The sequence below is a fragment of the Tsukamurella sp. PLM1 genome (genome assembly GCF_023168325.1).
Taxonomy (GTDB): domain Bacteria; phylum Actinomycetota; class Actinomycetes; order Mycobacteriales; family Mycobacteriaceae; genus Tsukamurella.
On the sequence record NZ_AP025688.1, the window covers coordinates 1731206 to 1758028 of the forward strand.

Consider the following 26823-nt stretch of genomic DNA (forward strand, 5'->3'; position numbering starts at 1 on the left):
CCGATTCGCGCCACTACCGGGGCCCGCCCGGCTCGCGGCGTGCGCCACGGGATCAGCGGTCCTGCGGTCGAACGAACGGAAAGGCAAGGGTAGCACGGATGTTCACGCCGGCGAGCAGCATGATGATCCGGTCGACGCCGAGGCCCAGGCCGCCCGTCGGGGGCATGGCGTAGGACAGCGCGTCGAGGAAGGATTCGTCGAGCTCCATCGCCTCGGGATCGCCCGCGGCGGCGGCCATCGACTGCGCGGTCAACCGCTCGCGCTGATCGACCGGATCGGTCAGTTCGGTGTAGGCGCAGCCAAGTTCGGCGCCGAAGCCGACCAGGTCCCACTGCTCGGTCAGGCGCGGGTCGTCACGGTGTCTGCGGGCCAGCGGCGAGACCTCGATCGGGAAGTCGCAGTAGAACGTCGGGAACTCGGTCTGCTTCTCCACCAGCGCCTCGTACAGCTCCATCACGAGCTTCCCGGCGGTCGCGCCGCGCGGCACCGCCACGTGCCACCGCTCGCACACGGCGGCCACCTCGTCGAGCGTGGACGCGGAGGTCAGGGTGACGCCCGCGGCGCGGGACACGGCCTCGTGCACCCGCACCACCGGCCACTCCGCAGTGAGATCGACCTCCCGGGTGCCGCCGGCACCGTCGGGCCGCACGGCCACCGGCCGGCCGTTCACCGCGACCGCGGCGGCCAGGATCACCTCGCGCGCCAGCAGCCGCATGGAGGTGTAATCGCCGTAGGCCTCGTACGCCTCGAGCGCGGTGAACTCCGGGTTGTGCGTCGCGTCGGCGCCCTCGTTGCGGAAATTGCGGTTGATCTCGAAGATCCGCCCCATGCCGCCCACGGCCAGTCGCTTCAGGTACAGCTCCGGGGCGATCCGCAGGTACAGGCCCATGTCGTAGGCGTTGATGTGGGTGGTGAACGGGCGGGCCGCCGCCCCGCCGTGCACCGCCTGCAGCATCGGCGTCTCGACCTCGGAGTATCCGCGATCGGTGAACGCCGAACGCATGGCGGCCACGGCCCGCGACCGGCGGTACAGCAGGTCGACGGCACCGCCCTCGGTGATCAGCTCCAGCGGGCGGTTACGAGCCCGGGTCTCGTCGCCGAGCCGCACCCACACCTTCGGCACGGGCGACAGACACTTGCCGGCCATCGCCCACGCGTCCAGCAGCACCGACGGTTCGCCGGTCCGCGAGCGCACCACCTCGCCGGTCACCGACACCAGGTCTCCCATGTCGATCGACCGCCGCCAGAGGTCCCGCGCACCATCGGGCGTCCGGGAACGCTCGGCGATCACCTGCAGGCGCGCCCCGTCCTCGTGCAGGTCCACGAACGTCACCCCGCCGTAGTCGCGCATCGCGCGCACGCGACCGGTCACGGAGACGACGGTGCCGCGCGTACCGTCGGACAGGGGCCGGAGGCGAGCTCCCGGACGGCGCCGAGCGAATGCGTCCGGGGCACTGACGGGGGATACCCGGGCATGCCGGCGGCCTCGAGGGCCTCGAGCTTGCGGCGCCGGACGCGCTGCTGCTCCGACAGGCGCATCGGCGGGGCCTCGCGACGGAGCAGCCTTTCCTCCTCGGCGAGCAGCCGGTCCACGAACTCGGGATCACGCGGGATCTGTTCCGGCACCGATGGTCCGGCGAGGAACTTCGGCCCCACCTGGGGGAGGAAGCCCTCGGCGGTGCCGACCGCGATGCCGGCCCGCACGGCGGTGAGAACGGGGTCGTAGCAGAGGATGCGGGGCACCCACTCGGGGCGGTACTTGTCGTTGGACCGGTACAGGGTCTCGAGCTGGTAGAACTTCGATGCGAAGCTGAGCACCGAGTCCACCATCCTGGTGATCGGCCCGGCGCCGACGCGGTCGGCCTCGGAGAACACCGAGCGGAACACCGCGAAGTTCAACGAGATCCGCCGGATCCCGAGCTCGGGACACGCGTCGATGAGCATCGCGACCATGAACTCGTTGAGGCCGTTCTCCGCGTCGCGGTCCCGTCGCATGAGGTCGAGCGAGAGCCCGCGCGTCCCCCACGGCACGAAGCTGAGCAGGCCGCGCACGGCACCGTCGGCGTCGTGGGCGGAGACGAGGACGCACCGACCGTCGACGGGATCGCCGATCCGGTTGAGCGCCATCGAGAATCCGCGCTCGGTCTCCTCGCCGCGCCAGGCCTCGGCGAGCTCCGCCACCTCGGCGAGCTCGGCGGGGAGAGGTCCGCGTGCCGGCGGACCCGCAGCGTGTACCCGGCCGCCCCGACCCGGGTGACGGCCTGCCGCACCGCCCGCATGTCGCGGCCCTTGAGGGTGAACCCGTCGACGTGGATGATCGCCTCGTCGCCGATGGTCAGCGTGCGCAGCCCGGCCTCGGCGTACATCTGCGCGCCGTCGGCGCTCGCGGCGAGGACCGCCGGGTACAGGCTGTGGGCGCGGCAGTCCTCGATCAGGCCGAGACGGCCGCGCGCCAGGAATCCCGGTGGCCGATCGGGTCGGCGCTGGCCATCGACACCGGCCCCACCGCCCGGCAGGTGACCACGGCGCGGCGGTCGGGTGCGGCGATCACCGCCTTGTCGCGCCGGGTCGCGAAGTAGCCGAGCGAATCGTCCTCGCCGTACTCGAGCAGGAGACGCCGGACCTCGAGCTCCTCGGGTTCGGTCATCAGCTCGTCGCCGCGGCCGGCGCGCCAGAACGCCATCAGCGCCAGGATCAGCACCGATGCCGCCATCACCCCCGCGAGCGAGTACACCCACATCGGCCCGGAGTGACCGTTGAGCAACACGTCGATCTGGCGGGGCACGGCGACGCCGAAGTCGATCGGAGCGCCCAGACCAGGATCTCGACGGTGCCGCGCAAGCGGCCGGGGAACGCCGAGGTGAGGGCGAGCGTGATCAGGTACACCAGCAGCATTCCGACCGCGAGCACGCCGATCGCCGCGCGTCGGGAGCCGTGAGCGAGTCGGGCCGGGAAGCACGGGCGCGCCGCGATCACCGCGGCCCAGCACGATGCTGATCGCCGCCGCCAGCGCCGCGCCGGGCAGTGAGAGGCGCACCTCGAAATACGTCCGCACGATCACGGGGAGGCGGTGCACCTCGCCGGCGTCGAGCTGGTCCGTCGCGATGATCGCCAGCGTCGCGACGTTGACCAGCACCTGCAGGCCCATCACGACCACGGTCACCGTGTGCGCGGCCCGCAACCGCCGGCGCAGTGCGCCGCTGAGCACCGTGAGCGCCGCGACCAGCAGCAGGCTGGGGTGCGACGGGATGCCGAGCAGGCTCAGGACGTCGGCGACGAGCGGCAGCACCCGGTCGCCGCGGATCACCGCGCTGAGCAGCGACACCACCGCCGCGACCAGCATCATCCGGGCGATCCACACCGCCGTCGTCTCCTGCGCACGCTCGCGGGCTGTCAAGGACACGGGCTTCCTCCTCGGGGCGTGCTCACGGCGTGTGCGACTCACGTGGAAAAGACCTCCGATGATAGCCTTGAGGCCGGTCCGTCCGATGTCGGCGCCGGTAGATCCGGCTCCGACTGCTGCGGTGCGCCTGTACAGGTGTCACTCCCCGCGGGGTGGTCCTCGGTAGTGGCTGCCGGAACCGTCGTCGTTCGACGGCGCGCGTCCGGCGGCTTCGATCGATGACCGCGCCAGGGCGCCCCGCCGCCGCGTCGAACGACTCCGGCCGCGCGCAGCGTGCGCGCCGCCAGGCGAGGACGGGCCGACGAAGACGAAAGGTCTTTTCCCCACAACATGACGGACAACACCCAGGTCGAGTTCGACGACGACATCACCGAAACCGTCGCCGTCATCGACAACGGTTCCTTCGGCACGCGCACCATCCGGTTCGAGACCGGCCGGTTCGCGCAGCAGGCCGCCGGTTCGGTCGCCGCGTACCTCGACGACGAGACGATGCTGCTCTCGGCGACGTCGCACAGCAAGCACCCGAAGGAGCACTTCGACTTCTTCCCGCTGACCGTCGACGTGGAGGAGAGGATGTACGCCGCCGGCCGCATCCCCGGTTCCTTCTTCCGTCGCGAGGGCCGCCCGGGCACCGACGCGATCCTCACCTGCCGCCTGATCGACCGGCCGCTGCGCCCGTCGTTCGTCGATGGCCTGCGCAACGAGATCCAGGTCGTCGTCACCGTCCTGTCGCTCGATCCCAAGGACCTCTACGACGTGGTGGCGATCAACGCCGCCTCGGCGTCGACCCAGATCGCCGGCCTGCCCTTCTCCGGCCCCGTCGGTGGCGTGCGCGTCGCCCTCATCGACGGCCAGTGGGTCGCGTTCCCCACCGTCGAGCAGCTCGAGCGCGCCGTGTTCGACATGGTCGTCGCCGGCCGCATCGTCTCGGGCTCCGGCAAGGACGCCGATGTCGCGATCATGATGGTCGAGGCCGAGGCCACCGAGAACGTCATCGAGCTCATCGCGGGCGGCGCCACCGCGCCGACCGAGGCCGTCGTGGCCGAGGGCCTCGAGGCCGCCAAGCCCTTCATCGCCGTGCTCTGCGAGGCGCAGAAGCAGCTCGCCGCCGGTGCCGCCAAGCCCACCGGCGAGTTCCCGCTGTTCCCGGCGTACCAGGACGACGTCTTCGCCGCCGTCGAGGCCGCGGGTGCCGCGAAGCTGGGCGACGCGCTGTCGATCGCGGGCAAGCAGGAGCGCGACAACGCCACCGACGTGGTCAAGGCCGAGGTGCTCGAGGCCGTCGGCCCGCAGTTCGAGGGCCGCGAGGGCGAGATCGGCGCGGCGTTCCGCTCGCTGACCAAGAAGCTCGTGCGCAAGCGCATCCTCACCGACCACTTCCGCATCGACGGCCGTGGCATCACCGACATCCGCTCGCTCAGCGCTGAGATCGCCGTGATCCCGCGCGCCCACGGCAGCGCGCTGTTCGAGCGCGGCGAGACCCAGATCCTGGGCGTCACCACGCTGGACATGGTGAAGATGGCGCAGCAGATCGACTCGCTGGGACCCGAGACCAGCAAGCGCTACATGCACCACTACAACTTCCCGCCGTACTCGACCGGTGAGACCGGCCGCGTCGGCTCGCCGAAGCGCCGCGAGATCGGCCACGGCGCGCTCGCCGAGCGTGCCCTCGTGCCGGTGCTGCCCTCGGTGGAGGAGTTCCCCTACGCCATCCGTCAGGTCTCGGAGGCGCTGAGCTCCAACGGCTCCACCTCGATGGGCTCGGTCTGCGCCTCGACGATGTCGCTGCTCAACGCCGGCGTGCCGCTCAAGGCGCCCGTCGCGGGCATTGCCATGGGCCTCGTCTCGGACGAGGTCGACGGCCAGGCCCGGTACGTGGCCCTGACCGACATCCTCGGCGCTGAGGACGCCTTCGGCGACATGGACTTCAAGGTCGCCGGCACGGCCGAATTCGTCACCGCCCTGCAGCTGGACACCAAGCTGGACGGCATCCCGTCGCAGGTGCTGGCCGGCGCGCTGGGCCAGGCGAAGGACGCCCGCACCACGATCCTCGAGGTCATGGCCGAGGCGATCGACGCTCCGGACGAGATGAGCCCCTACGCCCCGCGCATCACCACCATCAAGGTGCCCGTGGACAAGATCGGCGAGGTCATCGGACCCAAGGGCAAGACGATCAACTCGATCACCGAGGAGACCGGCGCCAACATCTCCATCGAGGACGACGGCACCGTCTTCGTCGGTGCGGCCGACGGCCCGTCGGCCCAGGCGGCGATCGATCGGATCAACGCCATCGCCAACCCGCAGCTGCCGAAGGTGGGCGAGCGCTTCCTGGGCACCGTGGTCAAGACCACGGCGTTCGGCGCGTTCGTCTCGCTGGTGCCCGGCCGCGACGGCCTGGTGCACATCAGCAAGCTGGGGAACGGCAAGCGCGTGAACAAGGTCGAGGACGTCGTGAACGTCGGCAGCAAGCTGCAGGTGGAGATCGCCGACATCGACGAGCGCGGCAAGATCAGCCTGATCCCCGTCGTGGAGGAGCAGGCCGAGGAGACGGCTTCCGCCGCCGCGGGCGAGGAGTAGGAACATCAGCAGCCTGACGAAACGGGCTGCGCGGACGGGGGCATCCGGCTCGGGTGCCCCCGTTCGTCGTAGCGTCCTGCCCGGCGGCCTGCGGGTGGTCACGGAGACGGTGCCGGGGTCCCGGTCCGCCGCCGTGGGCCTGTGGGTGGCGGTCGGCTCGCGCGACGAGCACCCGGCCTCGGCCGGATCCGCGCACTTCCTCGAGCACCTGCTGTTCAAGGCGACCCCGCACCGCGACGCGGCCTCGCTCGCCGCGGAGGTCGACGCCGTGGGCGGTGAGATCAACGCGTTCACGAGCAAGGAGCACACCTGCTACTACGCCCATGTGCTCGACACCGACCTCGAGCTCGCGGTGGACGTGGTGACCGACGTGGTCCTGGGCGGCCTGTGCCGCCCCGCAGACGTCGAGGTGGAGCGCGAGGTCGTGCTCGAGGAGCTCGCCATGCGCGACGACGATCCCGAGGACTTGGTCAACGAGGCGGCGACGGCCGCCCTGTTCGGCGACCACCCGCTGGCGCGGCCGGTGCTCGGGACCGAGGACTCGGTGTCGGCGATGACCGCCGCGCGGCTGCGCGGTTTCCACCGGCGGCGCTACACGCCGGAGCGCATGGTGCTCTCGGTCGCCGGGAACGTCACGCACGCGCAGGTGGTGAAGCTGGCGCGGAGGGCGTTCGAGGGCAGGCTCGACGGTGCCGCCGACTCGGCCCCGGTGCGCACGGGTATCCGGCGCCGCCCGGGCGCGCCGGCGCTGCAGGTGGTCAACCGCGACGGGGAGCAGTCGCACCTCGTAGCCGGTACCCGGGCGTACGGCCGGTTCCACCCGGACCGCTGGGCGCTGTCGGTGCTCAACACCGCGATCGGCGGTGGTCTGAGTTCGCGCCTGTTCCAGGAGATCCGGGAGCAGCGCGGCCTCGCGTACACCGTCTACTCGGCGGTCGACACCTACGCCGACACCGGGCTGTTCTCGGTGTACGCAGGGTGCTCCCCGGAGCGCCTGGGCGAGGTGGCGGCAGTGGCCCGCAAGGTCCTCGAGGACGTCCGCGACGACGGCCTCACTACGGAGGAGCTGGCCCGCGCCAAGGGTTCCCTCCGCGGTGGGCTGGTGCTGGGCCGGAGGACGCGCAGTCGCGGATGCACCGCATCGGCCGCAGTGAGATCAACTACCAGAACCAGCGCACGGTCACGCGGACGCTCGCGGCGATCGACAGGGTCTCGGCCGCGGATGTGAACCGCGTCGCGCAGGACCTGCTCTCGCAGTCCTTCGGCGGCGCGGTCCTCGGACCCCACCGCGGCAAGCGCGGCGTCCCCGCGGCGGTCCGGAACTGGTTGGGCTGACCCGGCGCGAATCGGGTGGGAGAACCCAAACCCACCCCATTCGCGTGAGCACACCCCGCATGCCGGGTGTGCTCGCGCGAATCGGGTGTGGGAATGCAGTCGCACCCGATTCGCGCCGCGCGCTACGCCGTTCCGGGCGCGGCGACGACCTTCCGAACATGCTCGTGCAGTGCGGATCCCGTGTAGCCGAGGGGCAGCGGCCTGCCGGCGTCGGCGAGGACGCCGCGCAGGCGGGTCGGGTAGTCGGTGATGATGCCGTCCACGCCCAGGGCGAGCTGCGCGCGCATGTCGGCGGCGTCGTTCACGGTCCAAGGAATGACCTTCAGCCCCGCGGCGTGCGCGGCGGTGACCGTCTTCGCATCGGACAGTTCGTAGTCGGGCGAGAGGATCTCGAACCCGGCGGCCTTGACGGCCTTGACCACGTCACCGTCGAACTTCTCGTAGCGGACGGGGCCCAGCCAGGCCGAGCCCTTCTTCCAGGTGGTCGCGTCGTACAGCGCGACCAGCGGCACCGACGGTGCCTGCGCGCGCACGAGCGGCAGCGAGCGCCAGTCGAAGCTCTGCACCGCGATGCGGTCCAGCACGCCCGCGGTGCGCGCCGCGCCCAGGATCTGCCGGACGAACGCGGCCGGCTCCGCCGACTTCGCCCGCTCCTCGGCCTCGATCTTGGTCTCGATGTTGAACTCGAGCGCGTTGCCCCGGTACTGCGCGACGAGGTCGAACAGCTGCGGCAGCGTCGCGATCCGGTTGCCCGCGACCACCTTCGCCGACGGGAACTCTTCCAGCTTCTTGCTGCACACCAGCGTCTGCACCTGCGCGTAGGTGAGGTCGTGGATCACTTTGCCCACGTACGGGAACTGCTTGTCGCCCGGCGTCGCCGGTGTGGTGTCGACGCACTTGTCGGCCTGCACCGTGGGGTCGTGCCAGACGAGGGGGACCTCGTCGCGCGTGAGCACGACGTCGAGCTCGAGGGTGGTCACGCCCAGTTCGATCGACCGCGCGAAACCGTACAGGGACTCCTCGGTGTGCTCGCCCCGCCCGCCGCGGTGCGACTGCAGGTCGAACGGGACCGACGGTGCCGCCTGGACGGGGGCCACCAGGGCGCCGGAACCGAGGGCGACGGTGACCGCCGCGGCGAGCGCGGAGAACCGGGGCAGGAGGCGCGAGAGCGATGTCATGGGGGCACCGTAGACAGCGCCTGTGAACCGGCGGTGAATACCGTCCGCCCGCTGGGGCGCTCGCGCACACGAGGCGCCCGCCGGATTCCGGCGGGCGCCCCGTCTACGGGTGTGGCTAGTCCTTCTTGGTGGTATCCACCCGCGGCGAGTCTTTGAGCGACCAGCTGGCCGACAGGTCGCCGCCCGTGTGGCGGCCGACTGCGGGCTTCACCGCCGTCCAGCCGATCGCGATGATCGCGACGAAGGCCGGAATGCCGAGCACGACGACGATCAGGTTGGTCTTGTCCCAGAAGCCGCCCTCGGACTTGATGCCGGAGTAGGCCATGCCGACGAGCACGAGGAAGAGGAACACCAGGCCCACGTAGCTCATGAACGGCGCCAGCGGCGCCCGGAACGGGCTCTTGGTCACGATGCCGGCGTCCGAGAGCCGGCGGTAGCGGATGTGGCACAGGAAGATCAGGGACCACACGCCGACGACGGCGATGGCCGAGGCCTCCAGGGCGATGTCGAACGCCTTGCCGGGGACGAGCGCGTTGAGCACGGCGCCGAACACGTAGAAGATCGACGTCACGAGGATGCCGTTGGCGGGCACACCCGACTTGCTCATCCGCATGAAGATCTTCGGGGCCTCACGGCTGGCGGCGAGGCTGCGCAGCATGCGGCCGGTGGTGTACAGGCCCGCGTTGAGCGAGCTCATGGCGGCGACGATCAGCACGCCGTTGATGAGCGTGGCCATCCAGCTGACGCCCATTCGCTCGAAGACGGTGACGAACGGCGATTCCAGCTCGCCATCGGCGCCCGAATTGCCGTACTGGCTGGTGGGCAGGATGCACACGAGGAGGAAGATCGAGCCGCAGTAGAACACCGCGATGCGGAGGATCACCGAGTTGACCGCCTTGGGGACCTCGCGCTGCGGATTCTGCATCTCGCCGGCCGCGATGCCCACCATCTCGATCGCGGCGTAGGCGAACACGACGCCGGACATCACGACGATCGGGGCAATCCAGCCGAAGGTCTCGCTGTGCGGCCAGAATCCGCCCTCGTTCCGCCACAGATTGGAGATTCCGGCCGTGTGCGCCTCGGCGCCGTCGCCGACGGTGATCTGGCCGACCACGATCACCAGACCGACGACCAGGAAGATCACGATCGCGCCGACCTTGAGAACCGATGCCCAGAACTCGAACTCGCCGAATGCGCGCGCCGAGAGCAGGTTGATCACCAGCACCACGGCGAGCGCGATGATCACCGAGAGCCAGTTCGGAAGTTCCCACCACTTTCGGACGTATACCGCCACGGCCGAGAGCTCGGCCACGCCGGTGAGCGCCCAGAACACCCAGTACAGCCAACCCGCGGCGAATGCGGCGGCCTCGCCGAAGAACTCGCGGGCGTAGGAGACGAAGGCGCCGGAGCTCTGGCGGTACAGCACGAGCTCGCCCGGGCGCGCATCAGGAAGAACGCGATCACGCCGACGAAGGCGTAGGAGAACAACAGGGCGGGGCCCGTGCTGTTGAGGCGGCTGGCTGAGCCCAGGAACAGGCCTGTGCCGATGGCGCCGCCGATGGCGATCATCTGCACGTGTCGCCTGCCGAGGGTCTGCTTGTAGCCCTCCTGCTCGGCCGCGAACTTGTTGGCGGGTTGCGTCATGGACGTTCTTCTCCTCGACGAATTGGTGCGCGTGGGGTTGTGCGCTGGATGGGAATGTAGACCTCGCAACGGTTCCGCGGACGCGTTACCGGGAGATGACTTCTGCATATCGGGCCGCCGTGGCGTGTAAACATAGGGCCATGACCGACTTCTCCGACCTCGGGGAGCTGTTCGCGTTCCTGTCGCGCCACGCGCCGTTCGACGGCCTGCCCGATGACGAACGCGCACGTCTCGTGGCTGATTCGGCCGTGCGCGAGTACGCGGAGTCCGCGGTGATCCTGGACGGTATGTCCGCTTCGCCCGACCACGCCTACGTGGTGCTGGAAGGCCGTGTGGGCCTGTGGAACTTCCCGACGGTGGCCGCGGTCGATTCGGGCGATGTGGACGAGGTCGTGGGTTCCGGCGGGGTGTTCGGGTACGTCGTGATCCTGGTGGGTGCGCGGGGCGGGCCGCGCGCCGTCGCCCTGACGGAGGTGACCCTGCTCCGGCTGCCCGCGTGGGCGATCGGCGACATGTTCTCCACGCCGGCCGGCGCGGCGTTCCTCGCGACGGAGCTCGCCAAGCCGATCGCGGCACCGTCGAGCGACGAGGCCCGCGAACGGACGGCCGGCGAGATCGTGCGCCGCGCACCCGTCACCTGCCCGCCCGCGCTGAGCGTGCGCGAGGCCGCGACGGCGATGACCGAGGCGAAGTCCGGCTACATCGTGGTGGAGAGTGAACTGGGCGAGCCGCTCGGGATCGTCACCGATCACGACCTGCGGGCGCGGGTGATCTCCGTGGGGCGTCCCGTGACCGATCCCGTGACCGAGGTGATGACCGCGCCGCTGCACGCCGTACCGGAGTCGGCCCTGTCCAGCGACGTGCTCATCGAGATGCTGGACCGGAAGCTGCATTACATGGCCGTGCTGGACCAGAAGGCGTCGGTGAAGGGCGTGATTCAGGACGTCGACTTCCTCACGGTGCCCACCTCGTCGACCTTCGCACTGCAACGCCGGATCGAGCGGGCCGCTGCGGCGGAGCTGCCCGAGATCGGCGCCACGATCCGGGAGATCTTCCCGGTTCTCATGCGCCAGGCCGCGCCGGTGCGCCACGTGTCCGGCGTGGCGGCGGTCGCGATCGAGGCGATGGTGCGCCGCTGCATCGAGCTCGAGCTGCCGGTGCATCCCGAGCTGAGCGAGGGGGATCTCACCTGGCTGTCGCTGGGCAGCGTGTCGCGTCGCGAGGTGGTGCCCAGTTCGGACGTGGACAGCGCGATCATCCTCACGGACATGCCCGGCGCATCGGCGGAGGAGATCGAGGTCCGACGGTCCGCCGCTCTCGCCCTGGCAGCCGCGGTCCACACGCGGCTCGAGGAGTGCGGCATCCCGTCGGACACCAACGGGGCCGTCGCCGCCCAACCGCGCTTCTGCCGAACCGAGTCCGAGTGGCTGTACGCGGCGGGAGAGTGGATCGACGCGCCCCTGTCGAACAACGCCATGATGATGGCGTCGCTGCTGGTCGACGGGCGCCCGGTGTGGGGTGACCTGACCCTGCAGCCGGTCGCCGGTATGTATCAACATCTTTCGGAGCACCCCCGGTCCTTCATCCTCATGCTGCGCGAGGCCCTCACTGCGAAGGCGCGGATCCGTTCCATGCGCGACGTGATCTCGTTGCGCGGCGGCACGTTCGACATCAAGGCCCACGCCCTGGTGCCGGTGGTGAACATCGCGCGGTGGGCCGCTCTGAGTCGGGGCTCGACCAAGCTGCAGACCCGTAACCGGCTGGCCGCCGGCGCGGATTCGCCCGTGCTGCCCGACGATTCGGCCGAGGTGCTGCGCGACTGCTTCACGATTCTCGAGCGGATCCGCATGGAGCACCAGGTGGCCCAGATGGCGGCGGACCGCATCCCGGGCGATGTGCTGTCGATCCGGCGCATGCCGTCGCTGGACCGCGGTCTCCTCGAGCAGTGCGTGCGGGAGGTGGCCGCGGTACAGCGCAGGATGGCGAACCTGGCGCAGTACCTCGACGCCGGCGAGTGGTGACGCCGGCGCCGATCAAGCCAGGACGTCCTGCGGCTCCTTCGCCGGGATGTCCAGGGCGGCACCGACGCTCGAGTTGAGGAGGACGCCGTCGTGGGTCGACAGGCCCGCGGCGAGCGCCGGATCCTCGGAGCAGGCGCCCTGCCAGCCCTTGTCCGCCAGGCGCAGCACATAGGGCAGGGTGGCGCCGGTCAGGGCGAACGTCGAGGTGCGGGGCACGGCGCCGGGCATGTTGGCCACGCAGTAGAAGACCGTCTCGCCGACGGCGAAGGTCGGGGCGTCGTGCGTGGTGGGCCGCGAGTCGGCGAAGCAGCCGCCCTGGTCGATGGCGATATCCACGAGAACCGCGCCGGGGCGCATGCGGTGGACCAGCTCGGTGGAGACCAGCTTCGGCGCGGCGGCGCCGGGGATCAGCACGGCGCCGATCACGAGATCGGACTCGACGACGGCCTCCTCGAGCGCGAGGGCCGTGGAGTAGCTGGTGTGCACGCGGCCGCCGAACTGGGCGTTCACGGCGCGCATCTTGCGCACGTCGAGGTCGAAGACGGTGACATCGGCGCCCATGCCGGCGGCGATCTGCGCGGCGTTGATCCCCGAGACGCCGCCGCCGATCACGGTGACCTTCGCGGGCGCGGTGCCGGGCACGCCGCCCATGAGCACGCCGCGCCCGCCCTTCGAGCGCATCAGGTGATAGCTGCCGACCTGCGGAGCGAGGCGGCCGGCGACCTCGGACATCGGGGCGAGAAGGGGGAGCGAGCCGTCCTCGAGCTGCACCGTCTCGTAGGCGATCGACGTGGTCCGCGAGGCGAGCAGCGCGTCGGTGCAGGGCCGCGAGGCGGCGAGGTGCAGGTATGTGAAGACGGTCTGCTCGGCGCGCATGCGGCCGTACTCGGCCTCGATCGGCTCCTTGACCTTGAGGAGCAGCTCTGCGTCGCCCCACACCTCGTCGGCGGTGTCGACGATGCGGGCACCGGCGGCGGCGAAGTCGGCATCGGAGATCGCGGAACCGAGCCCCGCGCCCTTCTGGATCAGGACGTCGTGTCCGCGGCGGGTCAGCTCGGCGGCGCCGCCGGGCGTGATCGCCACGCGGTACTCGTTGTTCTTGATCTCGGTGGGGATTCCGACGCGCATCGTGTGCTCTCCTGTGGTGGCTGGGGTATGGCCTGTGTCACACAGTGTGAAGAAACATCGGAAGATCATCAACAAGAATGAGGAAGATTCTGTAGCATGCCGCTATGGACGACGATAATTCGAAGAATGCGACGTATCGACCGCCGCTGCCGAACGATCGTCGTCCCCTGCTCGACGACGTGGACCGCAAGCTCCTGCTGGTGCTGCAGCGCGACGGGCGGGTGTCGAACGCCGCGCTCGCGCAGGAGGTGGGTCTGGCACCGTCGACCGTGCACACGCGGGTCCGGCGCCTGACGGAGGCTGGAGTGATCCGCGGATTCTTCGCCGACGTCGATCCCGCGGCCGTCGGGCGGCCGCTCCGCGCGATGATCGCCGTGACGCTGCGCTCGACCGCGCGGCACCGCATCCGCCAGTTCGTGAAGTCCGTGATCGACCTGCCGCCGGTGATCGACGCGTACTTCCTCGCGGGCGGCGACGACTACCTGCTGCACATCGCTGCGATCGACACCGACGATCTGCGGCACCTCGTCGAGTACCTCAGCGCGCGCGAGGAGGTGGCCGGCACCAACACCTCGCTGGTGTTCGAGCACGTCCGCGGCTCGGCGCCGCTCTGACGGCGTGCAACCCGCTGCAACGTTCGACGGACCCGCCCGGGCAGGTGAGGGTGGGCTGGATCACAACCGCTCCTCGGAGGTACCCATGCGCGCAGCCCGTTACTACGACCGCAACGACGTCCGGATCGAGGACGTACCCGCCCCGGACCTGGCGCCCGGCACCGTCGGGATCGATGTCGCGTGGTGCGGCATCTGCGGCACCGACCTGCACGAGTACGTCGACGGGCCCATCTTCGTGCCGCCCCACGGGCATCCGAATCCGGTGAGCGGCGAGTCCGCGCCGCTGACCATCGGGCACGAGATGTCCGGCGTCGTCTCGGCGGTGGGCGAGGGCGTGGACGACCTGCAGGTGGGCGATCACGTGGTCGTGGAGCCGTACATCATCGCCGACGGTGTGGACACCGGCCCGGACAGCCTCGACTACCACCTCTCGCCGAACATGAACTTCATCGGGCTCGGCGGTCGCGGCGGCGGGCTCGCCGAGAGCATCGTCGTGCAGCGGCGATGGGTGCACCGGATCTCGAAGGACATCCCGCTGGATCAGGCCGCCCTGGTGGAGCCGCTGGCGGTGGGGTGCCACGCGCTGCAGCGGTCCGGCGCGCAGGCGGGCGCGTTCGCCCTGATCACCGGCGCCGGACCGATCGGCCTGCTCACCGCCGCGGTGTGCAAGGCGCGGGGCCTGACCGTGGCCATGAGCGAGCCGAGCTCGTTGCGCCGCGACCGCGCCGCCGAGACCGGCGTGGCCGACCACGTCTTCGACCCGACGCAGACGGATGTCGTCGAGGCCGTGCGTGGCCTCACGGCGGGCCGGGGTGCGGACGTGGGATTCGAGTGCACCTCGGTGCAGCCGGCGCTGGACACTCTATTCGATGCCCTGCGGCCGCAGGCGGTGCTCGTGGTGGTGTCGATCTGGGGCCATCCGGGCAGCGTCGACATGCAGAAGCTGGTGCTCAAGGAGATCGACATGCGCGGCACGATCGCGTACGTCAACAACCACGCCGAGACGATCGCCCTCGTCGAGAGCGGCACCGTCGACCTGGCTCCGTTCATCACCGGCAGGATCGGCCTGGACGAGCTCGTGACCGTCGGCTACGACACCCTGCTGCACCACAACGAGACCGCCGTGAAGATCCTCGTCTCGCCGTCGGGGGCGGGGCTGTAATCAGGGTGTGGGGCGGCCTACGGTGGTCGGGTGAGTGAGACCAGGATCGTCCCGTCCGCTGACCGCACGCACTGGCGCGGCGAGGGGTTGTACACGCGGCAGTCGATGCCGTTCACCGGGAACTTCGACCTCGGAGAGAACGCGCACGGACAACTACTGGTGCACAACGACGACCTCATCGACCCGGGCTCGGGCGTCGACCGCCACTTCCACCGCGACGTCGAGATCGTCACCTGGGTGATCGCGGGCGAGGTGCACCACGACGACTCGTCGGGCGACAGCGGCGTCGTCCGTGGCGGCCAGGTGCAGGCGATGAGCGCCGGCAACGGCGTGACGCACCGGGAACAGAATCCACGCTCGACGCGCACCGTCACCCGGGTGCTCCAGATGTGGCTCCCGCCCGACGCCCCCGGCGGCGCGCCCGAGTACCGCACGGCCGACGTGCCGATCGACGGCCGCGGCCTGGTGCTGGTCGCGTCCGGCATCGCGGGACGCGAGCCCGCGGTCGTCGTGCGCAACGACGCCGCGGCCCTGTGGGCCGCGCGGCTGCCCGCGGGGAGTCCGTGGCGGTGCCGGCAGCGCCGTACGGGCACCTGTACGTGATCGACGGTGCGGTCTCGGTGTCCGGCTTGCGCTCGACCGAGCTCGACGGTGCGCGTCTGGCCGAGGGCGACGCGCTGCGCACCGTCGGCGAGGGCGAACTGACGGTGACCGCCGACGGTCCGGCGGAGATCGTCTTCTGGGAGATGCACGCCCAGGCGGTCTCCGCGCTGCGCTGAGCGGCCGCGCTGTCGGGAGTCGCGCGAACGTCCCCGTCCCGGGCGCCGCGCGCCTACCATCGAACCCCAGGGAGGGAAGCGATGGGACGGCAGGCGCGGACGGCGTGGATCGTCGCGATAGCGGCGGTGATGGTGGCAGCGATCGCTGTGGCCGTGGCGGTCTCCCTGCGGTCGAACGCGGATCCCTCGGAGCAGTCCGGCCCTCCGCTGGCCGCCTCCCTGGACACCGTGGTCCTGCGGCCCGCGGACGTCCCCGAACGCGCGCTGCACGAGACGGCGCGGCTGGAGCCCGGCCGGCCGTTCCTCGTCGCGGACGGCGTGACCGCGTGCACGCCCGCCCTGTACCCGCCTCCCGGGGTCACCGGCTACGGCCTCGTCACGAGCTACCGGGACGCCGAGCTCGATGCGAAGGCGAGCACGAGCGTCGTGATCTTCCGGTCGGATGCGTGGAATCCGGATGTCTCCGCGGCGACGCTGGCCTCCTGCCGCGCATCCGGCTCCGACGAGCGGCCGGTCGAGGTCGAATCGCTCTCGTTCGACGGATTGCCGCGCGGAGCCACCGCGATCCACCTGCGCCAGAAGCGCACGCGCGCCGCGGGAGAGGACCTGAACGTGGTGGTGATCCGGGGTACCGAGCGGGGCGTCGGGATCGTCGCCCGGCACGAGGTGTGGACCGCCGACGCCCCGGATCCGGTGACGCTGCGCACGACCGCGGTGCAGTTGTACGTCAAGCAACGGCAGCGGATCCTCGACGCGCCGTAGCGGTGCTTCCGGGGTGCTCGGCGCGCGGTATGTAGGAAGATTCTCGGGTGCAACACACCGAATCGACAGCTGAACACCGCCGCCTCGCAGAGAGCCCGGGGCCCGACGGTGCCTGGCGCCTGTGGGGTCCGTACCTGTCCGGCCGGCAGTGGGGGACTGTCCGCGAGGACTACAGCGGCAACGGGGACGCGTGGGGGAGTTTCGGGTTCGAGCAGGCGCACCGCCGTGCCTACCGCTGGGGCGAGGACGGGCTGGGCGGTATCTGCGACCGCTACGGCTTCCTCAACTTCTCGGCGGCGCTGTGGAACCACAACGACCCGGTGCTCAAGGAGCGGCTGTTCGGGCTGACCAACGAGCAGGGCAATCACGGCGAGGACGTCAAGGAGTACTGGTGGCCCGTCGACGGGACGCCCACGCACAGCTGGATGCACTGGATGTACCGGTACCCGCAGGCGGAGTACCCGTACCAGCAGTTGCGCGACGGCAGTGCCGCCCGCGACCGGACGCAGCGCGAGTACGAGCTCGCCGATACGGGCGTGCTGGCCGACAACAGGTTCTTCGACGTGCACGTCCGGTACGCGAAGGCAGCGCCGGACGACATCTGCGTCGAGATCGAGGCGATCAATCACGGTCCGTCGCCCGCCCCACTGGACCTGCTGCCCCAGGTGTGGTTGCGCAACACCTGGGCGTGGGGCCATGACGATCGCCGCGGCGAGATCACCCGGATCCACGCACCGGGGACGACGGTCGGCGGCCTCGAGGCCGTGCGGGTGGATCACCAGTGGCTCGGCCAGTACCACCTGGCGGCCGAGGGCGCGCCGCAGGTCCTCTTCTGCGACAACGAGACCGACGCGGTCGCCCTGTTCGGTGCCGCGGAGAACGCGTCGGCGTTCCCGAAGGACGCGGTGAACCGGCGGGTCGTCCACGGCGACGAGACCGCCGTCAACCCTGCCGGCCGCGGCACGAAGGCGGCGTTCTGGTACCGGTTCGCGTCGGTCCCGGCAGGGGAGAGCGTGACGGTGCGCCTGCGCCTGTCGGTCCGCCCGCCGTCGCTGGACACGTTCGGCCCCGGGTTCGACGCGGTGCTGCGCGACCGCCGGGACGAGGCGGACGAGTTCTACGGCACCGTCATCCACGAGGACGTGACGGGCGACGACCGGACGGTGGCGCGCCGCGCGTACGCCGGCATGCTGTGGAACAAGCAGCTGTACCGGTACGACGTGGAGCAGTGGCTCGAGGGCGATCCGGCGGTGAACGGCTCGCCGCCCGAACGCGCGCACCCCGGCCGCAGGAACACCACGTGGAAGCACTTCTCCCTGGCCGACGTGATCTCGATGCCCGACGAGTGGGAGTACCCCTGGTTCGCCGCGTGGGACCTGGCCTTTCACTGCATCCCGCTGGCCCATGTCGACCCCGAGTTCGCCAAGGAGCAGCTGGTCCTCATGTGCCGCGAGTGGGCCATGCACCCGAACGGCCAACTGCCGGCGTACGAATGGGAGTTCGGCGACGTCAATCCTCCGGTGCACGCGTGGGCGGCCTGGCACGTGTACCGCATCGACGGCTGGCGCGACCAGGACTTCCTGGTGCGCGTGTTCACCAAGCTGCTGCTCAACTTCTCCTGGTGGGTCAACCGCAAGGGCTCCGACGACACCGGAGTCTTCGAGGGCGGATTCCTCGGCATGGACAACATCGGCTTCTTCAACCGCTCGGCGCCGCTGCCGCCCGGCTATCGCCTGGAGCAGTCCGACGCCACCAGCTGGATGGCCTTCTACTGCCAGCAGATGTTCAAGATCGCGATCGAGCTGAGCCGGCACGACCCGATGTGGCAGGACTGCGCGACCAAGTTCCTCGAGCACTTCCTGCAGATCTCGCGCGCCACGTACAACTTCGGCTCGCACAGCCTGTCGCTCTGGGACGAGGAGGACGGCTTCTTCTACGACGTGCTGGTGCGGCCCGACGGCAGCGCCCAGCCGATGCGCGTGCGGTCCATGGTGGGGCTGCTGCCGCTGCTCGGCGCCACTGATGTACCGCCCTGGGTCGCCGAGAAGTGCCCCGACGTGACGGCCCGGCTCAACTGGCTCCGCTCCCGCCGCCCCGAGCTCGTGGAACCTGTCCTGTCCAACGGCGATTCCGGCGACGCCGAGGGGAAGATCCTGCTCTCGCTGGTGAGCCCCGAGCGGCTCCGGCGCGTCCTGGAGCGCATGTTCGATCCCGCGGAGTTCCTGGCGCCCTACGGCATCCGATCCCTGTCCAAGGCCGAACAACAGGTGACCGAGGACGTGGAGGGCAACACCGTCTCGATCCAGTACGAGCCCGGTGAGTCCACCACCGGCATGTTCGGCGGCAACTCGAACTGGCGTGGGCCCGTGTGGTTCCCGGTGAACGTGCTGCTCGCCGACAAACTCCGCACCTACGGCCGGCATTTCGGCGAGGAGTTCACCATCGCCATCCCCACCGGCTCCGACAACCTGTGCACGCTGGAGGAGGCCGCCGACGTCATCGACGAGGGGCTCGTCGGGCTGTTCCGTCCGGTCACCCGGCCCGACGGTGCCGGTGCCCGCCGCCCGGCGGACGCGTCCCGGATCGAGGGCAGCGACAACCCGCTGTGGGCCCAGCACCCCACGTTCTACGAGTACTTCGACGGGGACACCGGCGAGGGGCTCGGCGCGACGCACCAGACCGGCTGGACCGGCCTGGTGGCGCATCTGCACAACCCGCGTCTGCCGCTCGAACCTCAAGAAAACCCACATTGACCTTGCTTTTTAAGAACGGTGTACGTCAACTTCAGGTAGTACGATTCCTGGAAGGCGGGGTCTAGTGCCAGGGCCCGCACCGGCGATGAGAGAGCACGCATGGGTTCGGACGCGGGGGCTACTGCGGACGGGGGCCGCGTCGACGTGCTCGGGGTCGGCTTCGGCCCGGCCAACCTCGCCCTCGCGATCGCCTTGGACGAGTCCCCGCGGCGGGCGCGCACCGTCCGGTTCCTGGAACGACGGTCCGCCTTCGCCTGGCATCCCGGCATGCTCCTGCCGGGCGCGTCGATGCAGATCAGCTTTCTCAAAGATCTCGTCACGCAGCGCAGCCAGACCAGCCCGTACTCGTTCGTCGCCTATCTCGGCGCGCGGGGCCGGCTGGTGGACTTCATCAACCGCGCCACCCTGACCCCGGAACGGGCGGAGTTCGCCGACTACCTCGCGTGGGCCGCCGAACCGTTCGCCGACCGGGTCGATTACGGGCACGAGGTGACGGACGTGTCGCCGGAGCGCGAGGGCACCGGGTTCGTGGTGTCGCACCGCGGGCCGGACGGCGCGGCGCGCCGCACCCGCGCGCGCTCGGTGGTGGTGGCCCGCGGGCTGCGGCCGCTGCTACCGGACTGGGCGCGCCCTCCTCGGTGCCGGCCGTGTGTTCCACAACATCGACCTGCTCGGCCGCCTCGCGGCGGTGGAACCTCATCTGCGCGGCGGGTTCGCGCGGTCGCGGTTCCTGGTACTCGGCGGCGGCCAGTCCGCGGCCGAGGTGGCGCTGTACCTGCACGACGCCGGCGCCACCGTCGACCTCGCGTTCCACGGTTTCGGGCTGGGAGCGGTGGACGAGAGCCCGTTCGTGAACCAGGTCTTCGATCCGGGCGTCGTCGACGAGTTCGACGGTGCGCCGACCGCGGTCCGCGACGATCTGCTCCGCCGCCACGGGAACACCAACTACGCCGCCGTCGAGCACGCGCTGACCCACGAGGTGTACGACCGCTGGTACCGCGAGGCCGTGACCGGGCCGCGCCGGCTGCACGTGCACCGCACGTCGGAGGTGGTTGCCGTCGAGCCCGTCGGGCACGGCGAGGTGCGGGTGACGTTGCGTCGCAGCACCACCGGAGAGCAGTGGTCGACCGCGTTCGACGCCGTGGTGTGCGCCACCGGGTTCGAGCCGGGAGGACTCACCGGGCTCGCGGGGTGGCACCGCCGGGCAGCGAGGTGCGCGTGTCGCGCCGGCACCGCGCCGTGGTGGACGGCCGCGAGATCGAGGGTCTGTACGTGCAGGGCGCCGACCTGCCGGGGCACGGGCTGGGGACCACTCTCCTGTCGAACGTCGCGATCCGCGCGGGCGAGATCGTCCGTGCGCTCGAGAAGGAGGAGTCGCCATGACCACTCGGGCGGATCGGCTGGCGGGCACCGTGTTGTTCCGGGCCACCGACGCGACGCCGTTCACCGTGTTCGTCGCAGACGACCCGCGCGACGTCGAACGCGCGCAGGCGCTGCGCTACGACGCGTTCTCCACCGAACTGGGGGCGCCCCTGCCCGGCGCGGTGTTCAGCGCGCGCCTCGGACGCCTGATCGACGTGGACCGGTTCGACGACTACAGCGCGCAGCTGCTCGTGCGGCACGAACCGTCGGGCGAGATCGTCGGCTGCTATCGGATCATCCTCCCGGCGCCGGATGGCGAGCGGGAGGTGTTCACCACCAGCATGTTCCACCTCAGCCCGGCGTTCGCCGCCCTGGCCGACGAGGTCGCGGAGTGGGGGCGGGCGACGATCGCCGCAGACTACCGGGGAGGCGTGGTCTCGGTGCTGCTGCGGATCGCGCTGCTGCAGTTCTACGAGCTCGCCGCATTCCGATACGCGATGGGGTGCATGTCGGTGCGGATGGAGGACGGCGTTCATCCCCGGGCCGCGCTGGTGCGCGCGGCGCTGGGGTTCGTGGCCGACCACGGGGCGCTGGCGGACGGCGCTGTGCGCGCGACCCCGATCCGTCCGGTGGCGGTCGACGGCGTGGGCATCGCCGACCTGCCGCGACCCGAGGGGGCCGACGAGGACCTGGTGCCGCCCACGATCCGGGTCGCGGTGCGCTACGGCGGAATCATCTGCGGCATGCCATCGTACGATCCGGACTTCGAGATGGCCGACTTCCTCGTCCTGTTCGAGGACGAGCGGATGCGGCGCGCGGGCTGTCTCGACGAGGTCCGTTCCTTCCTTGCGGCGCTGTGATCGCGCGACTCACCCGCGCGGTCGCGGCCCGACCTAGGTCCGTGCTGGCGGCCTCCGTGCTACTGCTGGTGGTCCTCGGGGCGCTCGGCGCGGGGGTCGGCGGCGCCCTCCGCAGCGGTGGCAGCACCGACCCGCGGGCCGAATCGGCCCGCGCCCAGTCGGTGCTCGAGGAGCGGTTCGCGCGCGGCGGATCGTCGCTGGTGCTCGCGGTGCACGCGGATGATTCCGGGGCCGGGCCGGCGGTCGCCGAGTACGGCCGGGCGCTCACCGAGCGCCTGACGCGCGACCCGGCGGTCCAGGCTGCGGTGTCGGTCTGGAGCGATCCGGCGGCGGTGGATCGCCTGACCTCTGCGGACGGGGCCGTCACGTTGATCGTGGCGAGCCTGCGCGGAGGCACGGGGGAGGCGCCGCACCACGCGCGGACGATCGTCGACGGGCTGCCCGCCCCGCCCGCGGGGTGCGGGTCGAGGCGGGCGGCGAGGCAATGACCTACCAGGAGATCAACGAGCAGTCGGGCCGGGACCTCGTGCGGGCCGAGCTGATCGCGCTGCCGATCACCTTCCTGGTGCTGGTGTGGGCGTTCGGCGGACTGGTCGCCGCGGCGGTGCCGGTGGTGGTGGGGATCGCGGCGATCATCGCCACGTCCGGACTGCTGCGCCTGGTGGCCGAGGCGACGGACGTCTCGGTGTTCGCGCTCAACCTGATCACCGCGATGAGCCTCGCGCTCGCCATCGACTACACGCTGCTCGTGGTGAGCCGGTACCGCGAGGAGGTGCCGGAGCGCGGACGCCCCGACGCGCTCGTGGCGGCGATGAGCACGGCGGGGCGCACCGTGGTGTTCTCCGCCGTGACGGTGGGGCTGAGCCTGGCCGCGATGGTGCTGTTCCCCATGTACTTCCTGCGCTCGTTCGCGTACGCCGGGCTGGTGGTCGTGGCCTTCACCGCCGCCGCGACGCTGATCGTGGTTCCCGCGATCCTCACGCTGCTCGGCGACCGGATCGACCGCCTCGGGGTGGCGCGCGGCCCCGCGCCGCCGACGAATCCCGCTGGTACCGCCTCGTGACCGCAGTGCAGCGCCGGGCGATCCCGCTCGGGGTCGGGGTGACGGTGCTTCTCCTCGCGCTGGGCGCACCGTTCCTGGGCGCGAGCCTGTCGTACCCGGACGATCGCGCTCTGCCGGCCACGGCATCGTCGCACCGGGTGGGGGACGACCTGCGGACCGGCTTCCGCCCCGACCCCACCTCGGATGTGCTGATCCTGCTGCCCGAGGGTGCACCGTCGGGGACGGAGGACTACGCCCGGGCACTCTCGCGCATCCCGGGGACCGGGCCGGTGACGGGGCCCGACGGGACGTGGTCGCGCGGAGAACGGGTCGCGGGCGGCGACCTGTCGGCGCGATCCGGGTTCGCCCGGCTGGTGACGGTGACGAGCGACCACGACCCGAGGTCGGACGCGGGGCGCGAGCAGCTCGACGCACTACGCGCGGTCCCCGCCCCCGCGCCGACGCTGTTCTCCGGTGCGGCGCAGGCGGATCGGGACGCGGTGGAGTCGATACTCGGGGCGGTGCCTCGCGTGCTGATCGCGATCGCGGTGACCACCTTCGTGCTGCTGTTCCTGCTCACGGGCAGTGTGCTGCTGCCGCTCAAGGCCCTGGTGCTCAACGTGCTCTCGCTCTCGGCGACGTTCGGGGCGATGGTGTGGATCTTCCAGGAGGGGCACCTCGGCGGGCTCGGGACGACGGTGACCGGGCACCTCATCGCCGATATGCCCGTGTTGATGTTCTGCATCGCGTTCGGGCTGTCGATGGACTACGAGGTGTTCCTGCTGTCGCGGATCGGGGAGGAGTGGCGGGCCCTGCCGGGACGCGGCCGCGCGGCCAACGACGAGGCAGTCGCGCGTGGCATCGCGAGCACCGCCCGCGTGGTGACCGCGGCCGCACTGCTCATGGCCGTGGTCTTCGCGGCGATCGGCTTCTCGCAGGTGTCGTTCATGCGGATGCTGGGGGTGGGGCTGGCGCTGGCGGTCCTGCTGGACGCCACACTGGTGCGGCTGGTGCTGGTGCCCGCGTTCATGAGGGCCGCGGGGACGGCGAACTGGTGGCCGGGCGGTCTCAGATCCAGCCGCGACGTTTGAACGCGACGTACAGGCCGCCTGCGAGCACCAGCATGAGCAGCGCGCTGAGCCAGAAGCCCCACGGCTGGTCGTAGCCCGGGTACGGCACGTTCTGGCCGAAGTACCCGGTGATCGCCGTGGGCACGGCGATGATCGCCGCCCAGCTGGTGAGTTTCTTCATCACCGTGTTGAGCTGGTTGTCGACCAGCGCGAGGTTGGTCGACCGCACGGATTCCACGCTGTCGCGAAGGCCCTCGGTCCAGTCCGCCGCGCGCATGGTGTGGTCGTACACGTCCTCGGCATAGGGGAGCAGCTCGTGCAGGTCGGGCGCCGCGGAGATCCGGCGCAGCAGCGAGCCGACCACATCGCGCATCGGCAGCACGACACGGCGCAACGCGCCCACCTGCTTGTGCAGGTCGAACGTGACCTGCGAGACGCGATCGCTCTGCCGGCCGTCGAACAGGATCGACTCCACGTCGTCGAGTTGCTCGTCGATCGCGGTGACCCGCGCGGTGTAGCCGTCCACTACCGCGTCGAGCAGCATCAGCTCCAGGGACTTCGGGCCGAACCGGAGCAGGTCGGCGTTCTCCGAGATGTTCTCCGACACCGCATCCACGTCGAATCCGTGCCCCAGGCGGACCGTGAGCAGGCCGTGTTCGAACAGGAACAGCGAGATCCGGCTCGTGTCGCCGGCCTCGGTGAGGGTGTAGGCGGTGACGAAGAGGATCTCCCCGTAGCGCAGGGACTTCGGGCGCTCGTGGACCGTGAGCGCGTCCTCGACCGCCAGCTTGTCGAGCTTCAGGGCCGCCGCAAGCGGCGCGAACTCCTCCTCGGCCGGGTCGAGTACGTCCACCCAGGCCATGCTCGACGGTGCCCGCAGCGCTTCCGCCGCCGTGTCGATGCCGGCGTGATCGATGCGATCGAAGCAGGGGGCGGCACCGTCGTTGAAGGTGCGCAGGGTGAGGTCCACGACGTGACCCTAAGCCCCGTCGGGCTCGGGGCGCGGGACGACCGCGCTGAGCGAGGCGGGGGCCTGCACGAAGTAGGAATCGGTGAGGAGCTCGGCCACCTCGCCCCAGTCGGTGTGTTCGTCGACGAGGATCCCGACGGTGCTCTCGCCCCAGTTCACCCGGAAGTACGGGTCGCCGAGGTTCTCGAACGCGGGCACCTCGCCGGGCTCGGCCCGGAAGATGAGCCGGAACCGCTGGTCCTCGCCGCCGAAGACGTGGGCGACCGTCGCCCCGCGGACGCGCCAGCGCGTGCCGACCCACGCCCGGTCGGCGACGCATTCGGGGAACGCCTCCAGCACGGCGGCGAGGCGGTCGATCCATTCGTCGGGAACGTCCGGTCGAGTGGTCACCGCGCAAGGGTATCGTCGGGCGCATGCTGAACGTGGGTGTGTTGGGATCCGGCGGCAAGGTCGGCCGCGCGATGGTGGACGCCGTGGAGGCGGCCGACGATCTGGCGCTGAGCGCCACGGTGGACGCGGGTGACATGCTCACCGGCTTCCTTGACTCGAACACCCAGGTGGTGATCGACTTCACCCACCCGGACGCCGTGATGGACAACCTGGAGTTCCTCATCGACAACGGGATTCATGCCGTGGTCGGCACCACCGGGTTCACCGACGACCGGCTGGACACGGTGCGTCGCTGGCTCGCCGCGAAGCCCGAGGTGGGCGTACTGATCGCCCCCAACTTCGCCATCGGCGCCGTGCTGTGCATGCGCTTCGCCGCGCAGGCCGCGAAGTTCTTCGACTCGGTGGAGGTCATCGAGCTGCACCACCCGCACAAGGCCGACGCGCCGTCCGGCACCGCGTCGCGCACCGCCGAGCTGATCGCCGAGGCGAGGGAGGCCGCGGGGCGCGGCAAGATGCCCGACGCCACCTCGGCCGAGTTCGACCGCGCGCGTGGCGCCAGGGTCGACGGGGTCCGCGTCCACTCGGTCCGCGTGGCCGGCCTCGTCGCGCACCAGGAGGTGTTGATGGGCACCCAGGGCGAGACGCTGACCATCCGGCACGACTCGCTCGATCGCAGCTCGTTCGTGCCCGGCGTGCTGCTCGGCGTCCGCGGCATCTCGTCCCGGCCGGGTCTCACCGTGGGCATCGAACCGTTCATGGATCTGTGAGCCCTGTGGCGCGCCGCGATCGGGGGAACCTGGGCCAGTTGCTGGTCATCGGGTTCCTCGCGGCCGCGATGCTCATGTACATCGGGCTGATCGGTGCCTGGGCGTGGATGATCGCTCGGCGCGGCGGCGGCGCGAACCTCGGCCTCGGCTTCGGGATGGTGCTCGTCGGGCTCGTCGGGTTGTGGATCCTGTGGTCGGTGCTGAGCAACGGCTACGCGCATCAGAAGCTGGCGGCCTCGGCGAAGGCGCTCGGGCGGGAACTCGACGTCTCGGACCTGCCGAAGATGCCGTCGGGCCGCGTGCAGCGCGACGCCGCCGACGCGCTGTTCGCGCAGGTGAAGGCCGAGTTCGAGGCCGACCCGGATTCGTGGGTCAACGCGTACCGTCTGGCCCGGGCGTACGACTACGCCGGCGATCGGTCCCGCGCCCGGCAGTGGATGACCAAAGCCGTGTCGATGGAGAAGTCGTCCCGATGACGGGCGTGCAGGAGAAGCTCGCCGCGGCCGAGGAGTACTGGGCCGGGTTGCTGTCCTCCGTCTCGGGTGAGACGCTCGACCGTCCGAGCGGATGCGACGGGTGGGACAACCGTGCGCTGATCGACCACGTAGGGGGCGGCGGGCATCGGTACGCGATGCTCCTCGCGGGTGCTTCTGCCGCGGACACCGCGACGACGCGGTCGAACGACTACGTCGGATCGGATCCGGTGGGTGAGTTCTGGCGATACGAGCGGTTGTTCCGGGATGCGCTTGCGGACGCCGACCTCGATGCGCCCGTCGATCATCGTGCGGGCCCGCGACCGGGGCGCGAGCTGATTACCATGCGGGTCATGGAGCTTGCCCTGCATGCCTACGATCTATGTATGGGCCTGTCGCAGGCATGGGAACCGCCGGGCGAGGTGGCCGAGTACCTCCTCGCGGAGGCTGCGCCGGTCATCGAAGAGCTGCGTGCGCGAGGGATGTTCGGTCCGAGCGGCGTCGCCGCGTCCGAGGCGCCGGCGGATCGCCTC

Annotated in this window: 21 protein-coding genes and 8 pseudogenes; 18 read left to right on the forward strand and 11 right to left on the reverse strand. The window is 70.7% G+C overall.

The window, feature by feature from the left end; translation table 11 throughout:
- Positions 1 to 52 precede the first annotated feature (52 nt).
- The 5 genes and pseudogenes from MTP03_RS08995 to MTP03_RS22710 form a co-directional block, all read right to left on the reverse strand.
- On the reverse strand, positions 53 to 1372 hold the full coding sequence (locus MTP03_RS08995) for a lysine--tRNA ligase (RefSeq protein ID WP_248491635.1): 1320 nt from the start codon (positions 1370 to 1372) through the stop codon (positions 53 to 55).
- Positions 1369 to 2516: pseudogene (locus tag MTP03_RS09000) on the reverse strand (phosphatidylglycerol lysyltransferase domain-containing protein). The gene MTP03_RS08995 and the pseudogene MTP03_RS09000 overlap by 4 nt, the downstream one beginning before the upstream one ends.
- Positions 2432 to 2740, reverse strand: coding sequence for a phosphatidylglycerol lysyltransferase domain-containing protein (locus tag MTP03_RS22700; protein ID WP_371820962.1), 309 nt, complete (start codon positions 2738 to 2740; stop codon positions 2432 to 2434). The pseudogene MTP03_RS09000 and the gene MTP03_RS22700 overlap by 85 nt, the downstream one beginning before the upstream one ends.
- Positions 2713 to 2976 (reverse strand): hypothetical protein, encoded by a 264-nt coding sequence (locus tag MTP03_RS22705; RefSeq protein ID WP_256465278.1) that lies wholly within the window; start codon positions 2974 to 2976, stop codon positions 2713 to 2715. Before MTP03_RS22705 ends, MTP03_RS22700 begins: the two co-directional genes overlap by 28 nt.
- 172 nt (positions 2977 to 3148) lie before the next feature.
- Positions 3149 to 3346 (reverse strand): annotated as a pseudogene (locus tag MTP03_RS22710) (hypothetical protein); the annotation flags it as partial.
- Between the two features lie 387 nt (positions 3347 to 3733).
- Here MTP03_RS22710 and MTP03_RS09015 point away from each other — a divergent pair.
- Together MTP03_RS09015 and MTP03_RS09020 are read left to right on the forward strand one after the other, a co-directional pair.
- On the forward strand, positions 3734 to 5980 hold the full coding sequence (locus MTP03_RS09015; protein WP_248491637.1) for a polyribonucleotide nucleotidyltransferase: 2247 nt from the start codon (positions 3734 to 3736) through the stop codon (positions 5978 to 5980).
- Between the two features lie 4 nt (positions 5981 to 5984).
- Positions 5985 to 7315: pseudogene (locus MTP03_RS09020) on the forward strand (M16 family metallopeptidase).
- Positions 7316 to 7437: 122 nt separating this feature from the next.
- On the opposite strand, the gene MTP03_RS09025 reads toward MTP03_RS09020, so the two are convergent.
- Together MTP03_RS09025 and MTP03_RS09030 are read right to left on the reverse strand one after the other, a co-directional pair.
- The gene (locus MTP03_RS09025; protein WP_248491638.1) at positions 7438 to 8493 is read right to left on the reverse strand and encodes a glycerophosphodiester phosphodiesterase; all 1056 of its coding nucleotides are present in this window, start codon (positions 8491 to 8493) and stop codon (positions 7438 to 7440) included.
- A gap of 115 nt (positions 8494 to 8608) precedes the next feature.
- Positions 8609 to 10245, reverse strand: a pseudogene (locus MTP03_RS09030) (amino acid permease).
- On the opposite strand from MTP03_RS09030, the gene MTP03_RS09035 reads away from it, so the two are divergent.
- Positions 10233 to 12158: a putative nucleotidyltransferase substrate binding domain-containing protein gene (locus MTP03_RS09035; protein WP_248491639.1), complete on the forward strand. Its 1926-nt coding sequence runs from the start codon at positions 10233 to 10235 to the stop codon at positions 12156 to 12158. The pseudogene MTP03_RS09030 and the gene MTP03_RS09035 sit on opposite strands and share 13 nt — an antisense overlap.
- Positions 12159 to 12170: 12 nt before the next feature.
- Here MTP03_RS09035 and ald read toward each other — a convergent pair whose 3' ends face one another.
- Entirely contained in the window at positions 12171 to 13286 is a 1116-nt protein-coding gene (ald, locus tag MTP03_RS09040) for an alanine dehydrogenase (RefSeq protein ID WP_248491640.1), read from the reverse strand.
- Between the two features lie 104 nt (positions 13287 to 13390).
- Here ald and MTP03_RS09045 point away from each other — a divergent pair, with 104 nt between their 5' ends.
- The 10 genes and pseudogenes from MTP03_RS09045 to MTP03_RS09080 all read left to right on the forward strand — a co-directional run bounded on the left by MTP03_RS09045 (position 13391) and on the right by MTP03_RS09080 (position 21578).
- Entirely contained in the window at positions 13391 to 13900 is a 510-nt protein-coding gene (locus tag MTP03_RS09045; RefSeq protein WP_248491642.1) for an Lrp/AsnC family transcriptional regulator, read from the forward strand.
- A gap of 85 nt (positions 13901 to 13985) precedes the next feature.
- On the forward strand, positions 13986 to 15062 hold the full coding sequence (locus MTP03_RS09050) for a 2,3-butanediol dehydrogenase (RefSeq protein WP_248491643.1): 1077 nt from the start codon (positions 13986 to 13988) through the stop codon (positions 15060 to 15062).
- Between the two features lie 30 nt (positions 15063 to 15092).
- Positions 15093 to 15665 (forward strand): pirin family protein, encoded by a 573-nt coding sequence (locus MTP03_RS09055; protein ID WP_371820927.1) that lies wholly within the window; start codon positions 15093 to 15095, stop codon positions 15663 to 15665.
- Positions 15626 to 15841 (forward strand): hypothetical protein, encoded by a 216-nt coding sequence (locus tag MTP03_RS23560; protein WP_371820928.1) that lies wholly within the window; start codon positions 15626 to 15628, stop codon positions 15839 to 15841. Before MTP03_RS09055 ends, MTP03_RS23560 begins: the two co-directional genes overlap by 40 nt.
- A gap of 81 nt (positions 15842 to 15922) precedes the next feature.
- On the forward strand, positions 15923 to 16603 hold the full coding sequence (locus tag MTP03_RS09060) for a hypothetical protein (RefSeq protein ID WP_248491644.1): 681 nt from the start codon (positions 15923 to 15925) through the stop codon (positions 16601 to 16603).
- 47 nt (positions 16604 to 16650) lie between these two features.
- Positions 16651 to 19356 (forward strand): glucosidase, encoded by a 2706-nt coding sequence (locus MTP03_RS09065; protein ID WP_248491646.1) that lies wholly within the window; start codon positions 16651 to 16653, stop codon positions 19354 to 19356.
- Positions 19357 to 19455: 99 nt separating this feature from the next.
- Positions 19456 to 19935 (forward strand): annotated as a pseudogene (locus MTP03_RS23565) (SidA/IucD/PvdA family monooxygenase); the annotation flags it as partial.
- Between the two features lie 109 nt (positions 19936 to 20044).
- Positions 20045 to 20461 (forward strand): annotated as a pseudogene (locus tag MTP03_RS23570) (SidA/IucD/PvdA family monooxygenase); the annotation flags it as partial.
- 113 nt (positions 20462 to 20574) lie between these two features.
- Positions 20575 to 20739 carry a hypothetical protein gene (locus MTP03_RS09075; RefSeq protein ID WP_248491648.1) on the forward strand — a complete coding sequence of 55 codons (165 nt, stop codon included), beginning with the start codon at positions 20575 to 20577 and terminating at the stop codon, positions 20737 to 20739.
- Positions 20736 to 21578, forward strand: coding sequence for a GNAT family N-acetyltransferase (locus tag MTP03_RS09080; protein WP_248491649.1), 843 nt, complete (start codon positions 20736 to 20738; stop codon positions 21576 to 21578). The genes MTP03_RS09075 and MTP03_RS09080 overlap by 4 nt, the downstream gene beginning before the upstream one ends.
- A 59-nt stretch (positions 21579 to 21637) precedes the next feature.
- Here MTP03_RS09080 and MTP03_RS23575 read toward each other — a convergent pair whose 3' ends face one another.
- The gene (locus tag MTP03_RS23575; protein WP_371820929.1) at positions 21638 to 21793 is read right to left on the reverse strand and encodes a hypothetical protein; all 156 of its coding nucleotides are present in this window, start codon (positions 21791 to 21793) and stop codon (positions 21638 to 21640) included.
- On the opposite strand from MTP03_RS23575, the pseudogene MTP03_RS22725 reads away from it, so the two are divergent.
- Both MTP03_RS22725 and MTP03_RS09090 read left to right on the forward strand, forming a co-directional pair.
- A pseudogene (locus MTP03_RS22725) lies at positions 21767 to 22641 on the forward strand (MMPL family transporter); the annotation flags it as partial. The gene MTP03_RS23575 and the pseudogene MTP03_RS22725 overlap by 27 nt on opposite strands.
- A complete protein-coding gene (locus MTP03_RS09090; protein ID WP_248491650.1) occupies positions 22638 to 23711 on the forward strand; it encodes an MMPL family transporter in 1074 nt (357 codons plus the stop codon). The pseudogene MTP03_RS22725 and the gene MTP03_RS09090, both read left to right, overlap by 4 nt.
- On the opposite strand, the gene MTP03_RS09095 is transcribed toward MTP03_RS09090, so the two are convergent.
- On the reverse strand, positions 23689 to 24660 hold the full coding sequence (locus MTP03_RS09095) for a magnesium transporter CorA family protein (RefSeq protein ID WP_248491651.1): 972 nt from the start codon (positions 24658 to 24660) through the stop codon (positions 23689 to 23691). The genes MTP03_RS09090 and MTP03_RS09095 overlap by 23 nt on opposite strands.
- A 9-nt stretch (positions 24661 to 24669) precedes the next feature.
- Positions 24670 to 25050, reverse strand: coding sequence for an MmcQ/YjbR family DNA-binding protein (locus MTP03_RS09100; protein WP_248491652.1), 381 nt, complete (start codon positions 25048 to 25050; stop codon positions 24670 to 24672).
- Positions 25051 to 25073: 23 nt separating this feature from the next.
- Here MTP03_RS09100 and dapB point away from each other — a divergent pair, with 23 nt between their 5' ends.
- From dapB to MTP03_RS09115, 3 genes and pseudogenes are all read left to right on the forward strand, one after another.
- Positions 25074 to 25817, forward strand: a complete 744-nt coding sequence (gene dapB / locus MTP03_RS09105; RefSeq protein WP_248491653.1) for a 4-hydroxy-tetrahydrodipicolinate reductase — start codon at positions 25074 to 25076, stop codon at positions 25815 to 25817.
- 5 nt (positions 25818 to 25822) lie between these two features.
- Entirely contained in the window at positions 25823 to 26293 is a 471-nt protein-coding gene (locus tag MTP03_RS09110; RefSeq protein WP_371820930.1) for a hypothetical protein, read from the forward strand.
- A pseudogene (locus MTP03_RS09115) lies at positions 26290 to 26823 on the forward strand (TIGR03086 family metal-binding protein); the annotation flags it as partial. The gene MTP03_RS09110 and the pseudogene MTP03_RS09115, both read left to right, overlap by 4 nt.